General features: G+C 52.3%; 11 protein-coding genes. 5 read left to right on the forward strand and 6 right to left on the reverse strand.

All coding sequences use genetic code 11. The features are described from left to right. Nucleotides 1-9 precede the first annotated feature (9 nt). Both AC0QH1_RS05645 and AC0QH1_RS05650 read right to left on the reverse strand, forming a co-directional pair. On the reverse strand, nt 10-303 hold the full coding sequence (locus AC0QH1_RS05645; protein ID WP_324629949.1) for a hypothetical protein: 294 nt from the start codon (nt 301-303) through the stop codon (nt 10-12). A gap of 82 nt (nt 304-385) precedes the next feature. Further along, nucleotides 386-1,555, reverse strand: a complete 1,170-nt coding sequence (locus tag AC0QH1_RS05650; protein WP_324629950.1) for a SpoIID/LytB domain-containing protein — start codon at nt 1,553-1,555, stop codon at nt 386-388. A gap of 346 nt (nt 1,556-1,901) precedes the next feature. On the opposite strand from AC0QH1_RS05650, the gene AC0QH1_RS05655 reads away from it, so the two are divergent. Further along, nucleotides 1,902-2,867 carry a ribonuclease Z gene (locus tag AC0QH1_RS05655; protein ID WP_324629959.1) on the forward strand — a complete coding sequence of 322 codons (966 nt, stop codon included), beginning with the start codon at nt 1,902-1,904 and terminating at the stop codon, nt 2,865-2,867. Nucleotides 2,868-2,882: 15 nt separating this feature from the next. On the opposite strand, the gene AC0QH1_RS05660 is transcribed toward AC0QH1_RS05655, so the two are convergent. Continuing rightward, complete coding sequence (locus AC0QH1_RS05660) at nt 2,883-3,410, reverse strand: hypothetical protein (RefSeq protein WP_324629952.1); 528 nt, start codon at nt 3,408-3,410, stop codon at nt 2,883-2,885. A 400-nt stretch (nt 3,411-3,810) separates the two neighbouring features. Beyond that, nucleotides 3,811-4,392 (reverse strand): bifunctional adenosylcobinamide kinase/adenosylcobinamide-phosphate guanylyltransferase, encoded by a 582-nt coding sequence (gene cobU, locus AC0QH1_RS05665; RefSeq protein ID WP_324629953.1) that lies wholly within the window; start codon nt 4,390-4,392, stop codon nt 3,811-3,813. Nucleotides 4,393-4,707: 315 nt separating this feature from the next. On the opposite strand from cobU, the gene AC0QH1_RS05670 reads away from it, so the two are divergent. The 3 genes from AC0QH1_RS05670 to hpsU all read left to right on the forward strand — a co-directional run bounded on the left by AC0QH1_RS05670 (nt 4,708) and on the right by hpsU (nt 7,633). Continuing rightward, nucleotides 4,708-5,685, forward strand: coding sequence for a glycosyltransferase family 2 protein (locus tag AC0QH1_RS05670; protein WP_324629954.1), 978 nt, complete (start codon nt 4,708-4,710; stop codon nt 5,683-5,685). A 241-nt stretch (nt 5,686-5,926) separates the two neighbouring features. After that, the gene (locus AC0QH1_RS05675) at nt 5,927-6,877 is read left to right on the forward strand and encodes a glycosyltransferase family 2 protein (RefSeq protein ID WP_324629955.1); all 951 of its coding nucleotides are present in this window, start codon (nt 5,927-5,929) and stop codon (nt 6,875-6,877) included. Nucleotides 6,878-7,081: 204 nt separating this feature from the next. Next, nucleotides 7,082-7,633, forward strand: coding sequence for a hormogonium polysaccharide biosynthesis acetyltransferase HpsU (hpsU, locus tag AC0QH1_RS05680; protein ID WP_324629960.1), 552 nt, complete (start codon nt 7,082-7,084; stop codon nt 7,631-7,633). Nucleotides 7,634-7,663: 30 nt separating this feature from the next. Here the strand turns inward: hpsU and AC0QH1_RS05685 are convergent, their stop codons facing one another. After that, nucleotides 7,664-9,181: a proton extrusion protein PcxA gene (locus AC0QH1_RS05685; RefSeq protein ID WP_324629956.1), complete on the reverse strand. Its 1,518-nt coding sequence runs from the start codon at nt 9,179-9,181 to the stop codon at nt 7,664-7,666. 332 nt (nt 9,182-9,513) lie between these two features. On the opposite strand from AC0QH1_RS05685, the gene AC0QH1_RS05690 reads away from it, so the two are divergent. Beyond that, entirely contained in the window at nt 9,514-11,763 is a 2,250-nt protein-coding gene (locus AC0QH1_RS05690; protein ID WP_324629957.1) for a recombinase family protein, read from the forward strand. A 246-nt stretch (nt 11,764-12,009) separates the two neighbouring features. On the opposite strand, the gene AC0QH1_RS05695 is transcribed toward AC0QH1_RS05690, so the two are convergent. Further along, complete coding sequence (locus AC0QH1_RS05695) at nt 12,010-12,963, reverse strand: asparaginase (RefSeq protein WP_324629958.1); 954 nt, start codon at nt 12,961-12,963, stop codon at nt 12,010-12,012. Nucleotides 12,964-13,131 lie beyond the last annotated feature (168 nt).

Here is a 13,131-nt window from a genome sequence, read left to right on the forward strand (position 1 = left end):
CTTCACCCTTCACCCCTTCACGGTTGGTTCATCGGCGGTTCCAGACTTCGGACGTTTGAACGTCAAAAAGCCATAACCGTAGGCCGGGTTAAAGTTGAGGTTAACCAATTCCCAGCCTTCTTCGCCGATTTTATTCGCGTATTCGTACAGGGGCAGATTGATGTTGCGATCGCGAAGCTCTTCTCCAGAAAGCACTTTGCGCTCGGAGATCGCCGGCAAAGTAATCAACTCGAACGAAGAGGTATTCCCACTTTTGCACGGCGATTCCTCCTGATGTGGTTTTCGATAGGGTGAGGCATTCATGCCTGTAGCTCGAGGGTTGAACGGGGCAAAAAATGAGGTGCCCGGGTAAGAATTTAAGCACAAAATCGGTGCGATCGCGAAATTATTCCACCCGAATTTTGGCCAAATTCGCATTTTGATAATAATGCAGCAAGATTTGCTGATAGTTCACGCCGCGACGAGCGAGATTGTACGCGCCCCACTGGCTCATGCCCACCCCGTGACCGAATCCTCGGCCTTGGATTGTAAACTGAATCGGCGCAGAAGCAAGATTATTTTTACTGGCGGAGGAACCATATTCGGGCAAGACCGTAAAGCGAGTGCTTCGCAGGTTAAGGGCTTGACGCAAAGACTCGCCGGCGATCGAGCGCACCCCCGCATCGCCCACCACGCGCATAGTCACGATTCTACCGTGGGGAGTGGTGCTTTCCGGTTCCATTGACACCACGTTGCCCACCCCAGAAATCCGGGCGCTGAGTTCATTTCTGGAAAAGGTTTCGGTCCATTGGTAAGTCGGCGTTCCGGAATCGTAGTCCGGCACCCCACGCAGATAGGGGCGAGGATGAGTCCACACATCCTCCACATTTTCCGTATGTCCTCCAGAAGAGGCATGGTAGACCGCTTCAATCAGTTGACCATTGTGAACCAGAGCTTGGCCGGCGGTGGCTTGAACGGCAGCATGGGTGGTGGACGCTTCTTTTTCCACCCCGTTGTACACTTGCCAGAAGGTATCGTCCCCCAGGTCGTAGAGGTCATTCCCGCGATTTTGGCGCTGATAGAGGGCGTAGGTACGGGCGGCAACCGCTTGCGCTTTTAGGGCTTCACCCGGCCAACTCGGACTCATTTCCGCACCAACGACGCTGTAGAGATATTCTTCCAAATTCACCGCATTGATGGCGATCAGTCCTTCCGGGGTAGCCACCAGGACGAGGCGACCGCGATACCAGCGATCGCCGATATAAACGAAACCATCTCCCGTGGGGTCGATGGTCATCCGGTTCGCTTTCCAGGATCCGAGATTCACTTGCGAACCGCCAGCGCGGGCCAGAGATGCTTGCATGCCGTCAATTTCTCCCAAGGGGCGACCGGCTCCATTCGCGACCCTCGCCGGTGTGGAACTGCCCACTTTCACCGAACTGACATCTTCTTCAATGGCAATTCGCAATAGAAGCGCGGCGCGCGCCGGTGCCACCATCATCAGCCACAGCAGTGCCACGAACAATACATAGCGTCGGCTTTGCCACAGGGGTTGGAGTTGGGACAACAACTTCATAGTCAAGGTCCGTAGGAAGTCTCAGGGTTTACGAGCCGATCGCGCGATTTCTCCGGCAGAGGATAAACCGCTCGGCGCTTCTCGAGAGTTATAGCAATTTTTCACCAGCTTACGCCTGAGTCTTGGAAAACCAGCGGCTATGGTACGATAGTAGGCGTCCCGATTCGGGCTTTCCACTGCTGTGGCCACTGAGTCAGATGACATCGCCCTACTACCGTGAGAACCGGGTGAATTTCTGGCGAGAATGCACGGACAAATTGCGATCGCGCCAGTTACGCCGAGTCTGAAGGAAGTGGAAAGATTTTTCCCGTGCAATTGGTTGAATTTGAGTGTAAACCCCCGCGAAATGCAGATTACGTTTTTAGGAACCAGTTCCGGAGTCCCCACGCGATCGCGCAATGTGTCCAGTGTCGCCCTCCGTCTCCCCCAACGGGCAGAGGTCTGGCTGTTTGACTGTGGCGAAGGCACTCAACATCAAATTCTTCGCAGCGACATTAAAATTAGTCAAATCGCTCGCATTTTTATCACCCACATGCATGGCGACCACATCTTTGGCTTGATGGGTTTATTGGCAAGCTGTGGTCTGGCAGGCAATGTCGATCGCATCGATATTTATGGCCCTCCCGGTCTGAAAGATTATTTACAAGCCTGCAGCCGATATTCGCAAACTCATTTTTCTTACCCTCTGAAAGTCCATCAAAATCGCCCCGGAATTGTGTTTGAAAATGATGAGTATGTGGTAAAATGTGCGCGCTTAGAACATCGCGTCACGGCATTTGGCTATCGCATCGAGGAAAAAAACCGTCCCGGACGCTTTAATGTGGAAAAAGCCACCGCCCTGGGGATTCCTCCCGGCCCGCTCTATGGCAAGCTCAAACGCGGCGAAACCGTGACGTTAGCTGATGGACGAGTGATTCGCGGCACCGAGTTATGCGCCCCTCCCGAAACCGGGCGGAAATTGGCCTACTGTACCGATACGATTTACTGTGACTCCGCCGTGGAACTGGCCCGGGATGCGGATCTGCTGATTCACGAAGCCACCTTTTCCCATCAAGACGCGCAGATGGCCATCGAACGGTTGCACTCCACCAGCACGATGGCGGCGCAAGTGGCTTTAGCGGCGCAAGTCAAGCAATTAATGATGACCCATTTTAGCCCGCGCTATGCCCCGGGAAACAATATCCAACTGGAGGATTTGCAAGCAGAAGCGCGGGCGATTTTTCCCAACACGCAAATGGCCTCTGATTTCTTGACCTTAGAAATCGAACGACACCGATCGCGATCGCCGGAAGCGGTGGGCAGTTCTCATTAATCCACCGCCATTCAATTACTGATTCGCCGCATGCTGATGCAGGGGACAGGCACAAGGCGGAAAATTCAATATTTCATGGGGCATATCCGGGGATGGGGTAGGGACATGACTTTGGGTTTCCGACTCCTCCTCCACTTCGCTCAAACGCCTACGAATCGAATTGAGATGGCTTTGCGTGTCTACGGGCGATCGCGGCGCTGGCACTTCTGTATTCGGCCAATTCGGTAAATCGCTACAGGGACACTGCTCTGGCGGCATTCCTTTTGTCCGCGCCGGAATCGGCATGGCGCATCGACCGCACAAAATCAGTTCCCACTTTGAGGTCAGCAGTTCTCCAATGGTTTCATCCGTGCCCTCTACATAACAATCCCTTCTGTTGGAGGAGATAATTTTTTGCCAACACTCTTCAAATTCTGGACTATACCGAAATCCTCTAAAAACTGGGTTGGGCAGAAGTTTTTCCCCGGTACGCGGGACTACCACTTGCTTGCCTAATTGAAACCAATACGCGAGATATTTTCTGACGTCTTTTTCTGATGCCATAAAGTTGTTTCCTAAATGATTTCTGCTGAACGGATCTGAGCCAAAATGTGACTCATTATTTTAGAGATTTTTTTAAATTTACATCCGAATTCTTCTTCTAGTTTAATTGAAATGCTCCGGCAGCCGCATCCCACAGCCGATATATTTTTGGCTGACCTTACCCCTTTGCATCGGCGCGGGTAGAGGCGATCGCTTCCCTGCTGTGTTCTCCCTCCCGCACGAGTCCCAAATGTCAAGAAACCATCGCATCCCATAATACTAGCGTAGAAAAACTCCCCGTGGCGAAGAAAATGCGATCGCCCCGGATTGAGGATCGCAACAGGATTTGCGTTAAACCGACAAGTATTAAAAAAAATATTAAAATTTCCAGCGGACGAGGCACTGTCAAACCGCTTCACTTTCACTCGGGGAGGGAATCTTCCGACTCTGGATTGCCCGGAGGTAAAGGGGAACCGAGACGGCTTAAATTCAAAACGTGACCGCCAGTGACGAGATAGACGGGGTGAGCGATCGCCCCCAAGCGACGCACCAAAGTGCCCAGGCGATCGCGAAACAGACGACCCATCGGATATGCCGGCACCACTCCCCAGCCGGTTTCCTCCGCCACAAAAATCACCGCATCCGCCGTGGAATCGTGCAAACTACTGAGCAACCCGCGCTCAATCTCATCCCAAGTGGGGCGATCGCAATCGAGTAAATTCGCCACCCAGGTACCCAAAGAATCCACCAGCAAACAATAGTTCGGTGGGGCAGATTGAATCGTCTGCGCCAACTCAGTGGGCACTTCCATCGTTTTCCAAGAACTCATGCGGCGCATCCGATGACGCTCGATCCGCGCCACCCACTCCGCATCCGAGGGGTCAACCCGCGCCGTTGCCACATAGATCGTCGGTTGAGCCATTTGTTCTGCCAGCATTTCCGCCCATTCACTTTTGCCCGATCGTGCCGGACCTGTAACCAATACAACTTGCTTTGCACTCATTTTCTTCTCCAAGGGTGGCGATCGCGCTTCCCAATGTAAAACCTCAGATGCGATCGCACAAATTCAACAAGCGGAACGCAATAGCTGACAAATCAGAAATATTAATGTTAGAACTTGTCACAGAGCAGGAGGAAACCGAAAGGCATACCGTAAGCCTAACTCGTCACCTTCCTCCAGGGCAAAGATCCCTGGATGTGCATTCGAGGTCGCCTTGAACCAGAATCCACGCCAATTTACCTTGCGGTTGTGCGGGGTCTGGGTAACTCCTCACGCCTAAATCCTCACCCTATCTTCCAGCCAGTGGAGCCTAAATCCATGCCAGACCCTAAAATCTCTGTAATTATCTGTACCCACAATCGAGCCAACTATTTGGGCGGAGCCATTGACAGCCTCCTGCAGCAGGACTTTGCGGATTTTGAAGCGATCGTCGTCGATAATGCCTCGAGCGATCGCACCAAATCTGTGGTCGCCGAACGCCAGTGCGATGCGCGTCTCAAATACCTCTACGAACCCACCCTCGGACTGAATGTCGCTCGCAACACTGGGGCGAGAAACTCTCAATCGCCGATTATTGCGTATCTCGACGACGATGCCCTCGCTACCCCCCACTGGCTCCAGGTCATTTATGATGCCTTTCAAGCCAACGATCGCCTCGGGGTTGCCGGCGGAAAAATCGAATTGTTGTGGCCCTCTGGCGTCACCGCGCCCCCCTGGCTTTCACCAGGGTTAGCCGAAAATCTGGGAGCCTATGACCTCGGCGACGAACTGTTCTATATCGACCGCCCCGGACTGACTCCGAGAGGGTTAAATTATGCCATTCGCCGCACCGTTTACGAACAGGTTGGCGGCTTTGATGTCAAACTCGATCGCGCCGGCAAAAACCTGTTATCTAACGGAGACCTTTACATGACCGAACTGGTTCTCAAATCCGGGTGGCAGGTAGCCTATCTCCCCGATGCCTTAGTGTCCCACCAAGTTTTTCCCGAACGAGTCACCAAAAGCTGGTTTTTAAATCGCGGCTGGTGGCAAGGGATCAGCGAGTGTTACCGCGAACACCTCACCGGAGAGGCCGGTTGGGGGCAACTCCCTCGCGGCGGCGAAAAATTCCTGCGCGGCCTCTACAAATCGGTGAAATACCTCAGCGATCCGGCGCAAAGTTTCGATAACTTGGTGTACGCTTACGGACAAATCGGCTATTTGACGGCTTCTGTACGCGGGATGGTACTGGGGTCGCCAACACCGCAACCCGCCCCCCTGGATGCACCAAAGCCTGAAAATGCCGATCCTGTATGAAAACACATACCGACGAAAGGCTCGAGGGATTGATGGGGAAACTTCATTGGATGTGCATCTACATGAGCCACAGGCTAGGATAAGAAGCATAACCGATGAGAAAGTCTTTTGGGTTGGCGATTTGTTTCGATGCTTCAGCAGTGTCAACAACCCTTGGGGAAAAGACAGCGACTCCCCGAAGCGATCGCTCCCAACATACATGCTCAAATTTCCTCCTTCTGTTGGTTGAAAGCTAATTATTATGACCTCGACACCCGCACAAGTTCCCATCTCCGTGCTCATTCCGGCGAAAAACGAAGAAACCAACCTGCCGGCTTGTCTTGCTAGTGTCAAGCGAGCCGATGAAGTGTTCGTGGTAGATTCGCAAAGTAGCGATCGCACGGTGGAAATTTCCGAAAGTTTCGGCGCTAAAGTCGTTCAATTCCACTTTAACGGTCGATGGCCAAAAAAGAAAAATTGGTCGTTGGAAAACCTCCCCTTTCGCAATGAATGGGTCTTGATCCTCGATTGTGACGAGCGCATTCCCACCGAACTTTGGGATGAAATGGCCTCAGCCATTTCAAATCCAAACTACGATGGCTACTACATCAACCGCAAAGTCTTCTTCCTCGGACAATGGATTCGCTTCGGCGGCAAATATCCAGACTGGAACCTGCGCTTATTTCGCCATCAAAAAGGTCGCTACGAAAATTTGGGCACGGAAGAAGTCCCCAACACCGGCGATAACGAAGTTCACGAACATGTTATCCTAGAACGTCCCGCCGGCTACCTCAACCATGACATTCTCCACGAAGACTTTCGCGATATCTACCAATGGCTAGAACGTCACAATCGCTACTCCAATTGGGAAGCTCGCGTTTATTACAATCTCCTGGAAGGTCGCGACGAAGCCGGCACCATCGGCTCTAACTTCTTTGGCGACCCGGTTCAGCGCAAGCGGTTTATTAAAAAAGTCTGGGTGCGCCTCCCCTTTAGACCCCTCTTGCGGTTTATTTGGTTCTATATCATCAAACTCGGATTCCTGGATGGAAAAGCCGGTTACATTTACGGGCGGCTGTTGAGCCAGTACGAGTACCAAATTGGGGTAAAACTTTATGAATTGCGGAAGTTTGGCGGTCAGCTAAATCAGCAATTTCCCACCGCTAATTCACAACCGACTAAAGTGCCTGAAGTCACAGAAGTTCAAAATTAACTCACCGCCAATTAACCCGCTTTACAGTTGAATCGGGTTGTTTGTTTTCTCGATGTTTTTTCTGTTTCCCAAACCATGACGCCTTCTGTTCCCGATCCGAGTTCTGCTCCATCCTCAACCTCGGCACAAACCCCTGAGTCGCACTCCGCTAGTGGCGGCGATCGCGCCCCCACTGCCCCGGATCCGGCCCTGGATTCCCCCCCAATGGTGGATTTACGCCAATACGACCAATCCTGGTTCGATCGCGGTCGCTCCGGTGGCTTTATCCTCTTCTGGTGGTTCGTCCAAGCGATCGCTTTCCCCTTAAGCCCCCACTTCGCTCATGGGTTCCGTCGCCAGTTGCTGCGTCTGTTCGGCGCTCGGATCGGTACGGGAGTTCTCATCCGCCCCACCGCCCGCTTTACCTATCCCTGGAAAGTCGAAATCGGTGACTATAGCTGGATCGGCGATGATGTGGTCTTCTACAGTCTCGATCGCATCTGCGTCGGCCAACACTGCGCTATTTCCCAAAATACCTACCTCTGTACCGGCAACCACGACCGCCAAGACCCCGCTTTTGGCTTGCAAACTTCCCCCATCTTTATCGGCAATGGCGCTTGGATTGCCGCCGATTGTTTTATCGGTCCGGGAGTCAAAATCGGCGCAAATGCCTTTATCGCTGCCCGCAGCAGTGTCTTTAGCAATATGCCCGCAGGACAAGTTTGCATGGGAACCCCTTGCCGTCCGCGCTCTCCCAGAATTCAACCCTCAAAATGAACAAAACCCCCTTTCCTTCTCCGGTAAATCCTACTCGTTCATGTTGCGATAGGTGGCAACCGCAGAAGGCGAAATGCGATTTAAGTAGCGGAAAATCCAATACTTAAACACCGTATCCAAAATCACGGGAAAGGTGGCAATAAACAGGAAGATAAATTCCCGGCTTTCGGGTAAACCTAAATGGCGAGAAATCCCTTCGAGAATAATTTCCCACCCATGCGGGGAGTGGAATCCCACGAAGATATCCGTAAACAAGATAATAATAAATGCCTTGGCACTGTCACTGAGTCCGTAAACAATATCATCCATAAACGATTTAACGTTTTGGATTTCTCGCTTGCTGTTGTAAATTACCACGCCAAAGGCCAAAAACGAAAAAATGTCTGAAAAAATGTTTTTAACTGCGTTGGAACTTTGCCGACTGTATTCTTCGGCAATTTCAATCGCTTTGTGTTGGAGTTCGTGGTGGATTTCTTCCTCAGAAAGATGATGCGGAATTTTACCGATAAAGTTCAGTTCTTCTTTTTCTTCTTCCGGTAATTCTTCAATAGTTTGAGCAATCATCTGCTCGAATTCGAGCCGTTCGTGAAAGTGATTTAATTCTATCAACGCTTCTTCTTTCATATCCACGTTGAGGAAAATTTCCGCTCGATCGCCCACCACGCTATCGTAAATCGGCCCGACGATAAAGTTTTTCGCCACCTGTTGGGTCAGCAGGGGAATGAGTATCAGCAGTAAAATGAACTTCAGCGAAACAATGGTTTTGGTTTTCGAGCTGCGGAATTCTTGAACGACTTCTTCTTCCGCTTTTGGATCCAGTTCTCGTTTCAGGCGATCGAGGGTTCTTAAAATCGATCGGGGCAAAAAACTAGTTTGATCCGCTAAAGACCCTAATTCTTTCCTGTTATTCCCTTGATTTCCCAGTTCCTTATCGGTATCCACATCCACCCGAGGTTCGGTTTTGTTCTTCGGTTTCAACGGCCCTCGATTTTTAGGTTCGATACCATAGGTTTTGGTCACCGATGGCAATAAGGGAGCTGAGTCGGAGGATGAATCCTCTCGGGATGCAGATTCTTCCACTGGCGATCGCGAGACTGCAGTGGTGGGAATCGGACTTTTGTTCCGGTATTTCGAGGTAATTTCATCAATGAAGTTTAGCCGATCTAAAATCATTGACTGTTGCTCGCGCGAGAGTCCAACGCCCTCGGGCAGGGTGCGATCGCCTTTGGAGGAAGAGGATGACTCTTCCCCAAACCGGGACTGTTTGTAAATCTCGATAAAGGAACGACTATTCCTAAACTCTCTCAAACGTAACTTAATAATACTTAAATTTCGACTTAAATCCGATTCATATAATGCATAAACACTCTCCCCATAAGGAGAATTTTTCGGTGAAATACACTTGCCGTTAAAATGCTTTTTCTCGATTTCTCGAATCTCGATAGCGGCCTTGTATGCAAGATTTAGCGAGCGCTCCGGAGTTTCTAAAAACCACCGTCGTGCAGCGCGAAAAAATCCTTTTCTGTTCCCGGAATTCTGTTTTTTCATGGCCGATTTATCGAAAAAACGTTGCAATTTTGGATAAAATCAATGGAAAATTTTGGCTGACCCGTTCAATGCACAAATCGATATCGAAAACATCTCCCCACACCGAAAGTGACATTCCCTTCTCGGACAAAGGCGGGGAATAATGGCAACACTGGAACCGCCCGAATGGTTCCCATCAGCCGATCGCTTGCCCCGGGGAAAGCGCTGTGCTGGAGTGAGATCCTCCCTGGCCTTGGAGAGTGCAAAAATCTTCAGGAGAAAGGGCAATAATGAAAATCAGCACCCCTGCAAGCAGATTGTAGTATATTAACAAATTTGGTTGAGGATTAGCGGTGAAATTGGAGTCGATTTGGATAGAAGGAGAAACCCGCAGTGGCAAGAGTCTTGCATTGGTGCAACAGTTCTGCCACTGGGTGCAACTCGGTTTGCGCCCCAGCAACGGAGAGAACCGGACCACTAAAGAGTTAGGGGCAAAACAAGCCACACCCCCCCTGTTGGTTTTTGCCGCCACTGGCGATAACCGGATCGAACTGACCGATCGCCTCAGTGCCGCCACTGACGGAGAATATCCGGTGCAGTCCACCACCCCCCTGGCATTCTTCCAAAATGAAGTAATTCTCTACTGGCCCTTACTCATCCAAACACTCAATCTCAGCGCCCAATTTCCCCTGCGGGTGCGCCCGGAAACCGAACAGGAACTCGCCACCCGAGTGTGGCAACCGGAATTAGACAGCGGAGAATTGCGTGCGGTGGGCGTCAGCGAATATCGCATGGTTCGCCGCACCTTGGACCTGCTGCAACTCGCCGCCTTTAGTGGCATCCCCCTGGAAGATACCCCGGTTATTTTAAAACAAGGAATCCCCGAAGAACAAGGTTCCCCCAGTTTGTGGCACTGCATGGGGGAACTGCTGCAACGCTGGCGCAGGTGGTGCCTGGAACGGGGTTTGCTCACCTATGGCATCATTACGGAACTCTATTGGCGGCATTTATTGCCCCATCCCACCTACCGCAGTCAGTTAATCGATCGCTACCAGGGCATTCTCGCCGATGATGTGGATGAATATCCCAAAATCGCGGCGGATTTGTTTGAAATCCTTCTGGATGCCGGGGTGGCGGGGGTCTTTACGTATAATCCCCAAGGTGCGGTGCGACTGGGATTGGGGGCGGATCCCGATGCGATGAAGCGGTTGGCGCGTCGCTGTCGCCAGGAATATTTGACCTCCCCCAAGGGTTTCCCCTCTCAGTTGGGAGAGATGATGTTGGAACTCCTCGAAGAGCCGACGGTTTTTCTGGGAGAATTGAATGAGGCAGAATTTGGCCGCTGTGTGGGATGGATTCAAACCACTTCGCGGGGGCAGCTTTTGCGCGAAACTGCAGAGGCGATCGCGGGGGCAATTCATCGCGGCGAGGTGGAACCGCAAGATGTGGTGGCGATCGCCCCGGGTTTGGATGCGATCGCGCGCTATACCCTGCGCGACATCCTGATCGCTAAAGGCATCCCGGTCCAGTCCCTGCACGAGCAACGCCCGCTCATCAGCGTGAGCTCGATCCGCGCTTTGCTCACCCTCCTCGCGCTGGTTTACCCGGGTTTGGGCCGTCTGGTAGACCGCGAAAGTGTGGCGGAAATGTTGGTGGTGCTCAGTGGCGCAGGGGGCGACACTGACGAGGCTCACCCGAATTATCCGTTTGCAGATCTAACCCAAGAAGAGGAGGGCGCGGAGGGGAATTTTCTCCAGTATTTGCATCAACCTTCCGCATCGCCAGTGTATGGCGCGCAATTGCCGCCTATCGACCCGGTACGGGCGGGATTGTTGGTGGATCACTGCTATTCTCCAGCACCGGAAAATCCCCGGGTTTTGCCGGTGAGTGCATTCCCGCGATGGGATCGTCTGGGATATCGGGCGACGGCGGCTTATCAAGGGATTTTACAGTGGATCGAACAGCAGCGATCGCAGCTTGAAGCCGGTTCGATCCCTAGCCCTCTAGTGGTTCTCGATCGCGCAATTCAGCGCTTTTTGTGGCCGGGTAATGCTCTCCCCACAGACCAAATCGCCGCTCTGCGCGAATTAATCGAAACGGCGCAACATTACTGGGAAGTGGACCTCCGCCTGCGCGATGGCGGGGAACATGATGCGCCGGAATATGTGACGGTGGGTCAATTCATTCAACTTCTGCGCCAAGGCACTCTGACGGCTAATCCGTTTCCGGTGAGCCACTTCGCGGGCGATCGCGGTTGCGTGACCCTGGCCACGATTTTCCAATACCGCGCGGCGCGCCAGTTTCATCGTTGGCAGTTTTGGCTGGATGTTGGCTCGCCGCTGTGGTTGAGTGGCGGTGCGGCGAGTTTATTCGCGGCTCCGTTGTTCCTCGAAGGGTGGTCTGGGGATTTGTGGAGTGTGGAAGCGCAGATGGCTGCAGATGAGGATCGATTGCGCCGGATCGTTCGGGATTTGCTGGGCCGGGTCAGCGATCGCGTGATTCTGTGTCATAGCGATTTGGCTACGAACGGTCAGGAACAAACCGGGCCATTACTCTCGGTTTTTAATAGTTTCGTTGCTCTCGGTTCTGAAGTGACGAGGTAGGGAGGAAAATACTGCGTTTGCTATGGATTAATGGCTTTCTCTTTTCTCTCTGTCGGCTTTTCTCAATTCCGGTTTTATCCCAAATTCGGTGGATTGTTATCGGATATTTTTTATCTGTTGGCCGAAAAAAATCCCCCCCAGACTCGGGAAGGGTTAAGGGTTTATTGTCTATTGGGGATGGAGCATTTTGACTTTATTTCCCCTCTTTTTTGTGTGAATAAACCCTTAACGCTTCACCAAGTTTGTCTAGAGCATTGACAGTTCGCCAATCGGATCGAGGCGCTTAAAGTCACTGAGGGTGATATAAGTTTCGGCGAGGTTTTCGGCGATCGCGGGGGAGATCCAGCCCAATTGCTTGAGCAAATGAATCGCCACGGCATATTTGGCGCGTTTTGCACCATCCATTACTTTAATCGCCAAACCCATGCCTTCCCCTTCGCGCCCAATGCACAAGACGCCTTCTGCACCGCCTTTGCTCACCAGTTGTCCCTCGCTCAAGCGCATCAGTTCGGTATCGAATTCTCCCTCGCCGGCGATTAAATAAGGGTAATTCGTCATCGCCCGCACGATGCGCTCCATATCCAAGTTGTCTCCGGAACACAGCAGGGCGTACAAGGTGGCCATCTGCTTCAATTCCATCAAGTAGGTGGGCGCGCCGCAGTCGTCGCGGACGCAGATAAACTCTTCGGCGGGCATCCGCAGCAATTCGGCGATTTTGCCGATAATCAAGCGCTGCACTGGATGATTGCGCTGCAGATAGGTTTCTAGGGGAAAGTTGCGCTGCTTGCACACGGCGAGCATGCCGGCATGTTTCCCAGAGCAGTTGTGCTGTAGGGGGCTTTCTTTCCCAGGAGGGGTCGGGCACTGGAGGGCGGTGGTATCCACATCGCAGCGCCACAGGACGTTAAATGCCTGTCGCGCTTGTTCGATGGTGCCTCTGTGGGAACTGCAAATGATGGCGAGGTCGCGATCGCTCAGTTCGTAACGTTCTAAGGTGCCACTGCCGGTAACCGCTAGGGCTTGGAAGGGTTTGAGAGACGAACGAACAAAGGTGGCGGTCTCTGAGTTACCGGAAACGGACAGCACCCGTCCCCGGCTGTCACAAACCGCAGCCTGGGCTTTGTGTGTTGATTCTAAGATTCCTTCGCGCAGTAAGCGGACTTCTATGGCTGCTGCCGAGGTGCGTTTTCCCATTGTCATGGGTTGGATTTTATCATGGGTTGAGTACAAAAGTGCTTTTTGTCAGGGTAGGGGTTGAGGGGTTATGATTTCAATCCCTACCCTGAGGCTGAGGTGACGTACTCCCGACGCCGACCGCTTAGGCGGTACGGCGCGGGCTTCTGCGCCCAGACCTTTGAGATCTGGGTT

This window comes from Phormidium sp. CCY1219 (assembly GCF_055795085.1).

Excerpts from the sequence above, each read along its gene's own strand:
- AC0QH1_RS05695 (WP_324629958.1), bottom strand. The coding sequence starts at position 12,963 with ATGACAATGGGAAAACGCACCTCGGCAGCAGCCATAGAAGTCCGCTTA.
- hpsU (WP_324629960.1), top strand. The coding sequence starts at position 7,082 with ATGGTGGATTTACGCCAATACGACCAATCCTGGTTCGATCGCGGTCGC.
- AC0QH1_RS05675 (WP_324629955.1), top strand. The coding sequence starts at position 5,927 with ATGACCTCGACACCCGCACAAGTTCCCATCTCCGTGCTCATTCCGGCG.
- AC0QH1_RS05645 (WP_324629949.1), bottom strand. The coding sequence starts at position 303 with ATGAATGCCTCACCCTATCGAAAACCACATCAGGAGGAATCGCCGTGC.
- AC0QH1_RS05685 (WP_324629956.1), bottom strand. The coding sequence starts at position 9,181 with ATGAAAAAACAGAATTCCGGGAACAGAAAAGGATTTTTTCGCGCTGCA.
- cobU (WP_324629953.1), bottom strand. The coding sequence starts at position 4,392 with ATGAGTGCAAAGCAAGTTGTATTGGTTACAGGTCCGGCACGATCGGGC.
- AC0QH1_RS05655 (WP_324629959.1), top strand. The coding sequence starts at position 1,902 with ATGCAGATTACGTTTTTAGGAACCAGTTCCGGAGTCCCCACGCGATCG.
- AC0QH1_RS05660 (WP_324629952.1), bottom strand. The coding sequence starts at position 3,410 with ATGGCATCAGAAAAAGACGTCAGAAAATATCTCGCGTATTGGTTTCAA.
- AC0QH1_RS05670 (WP_324629954.1), top strand. The coding sequence starts at position 4,708 with ATGCCAGACCCTAAAATCTCTGTAATTATCTGTACCCACAATCGAGCC.
- AC0QH1_RS05650 (WP_324629950.1), bottom strand. The coding sequence starts at position 1,555 with ATGAAGTTGTTGTCCCAACTCCAACCCCTGTGGCAAAGCCGACGCTAT.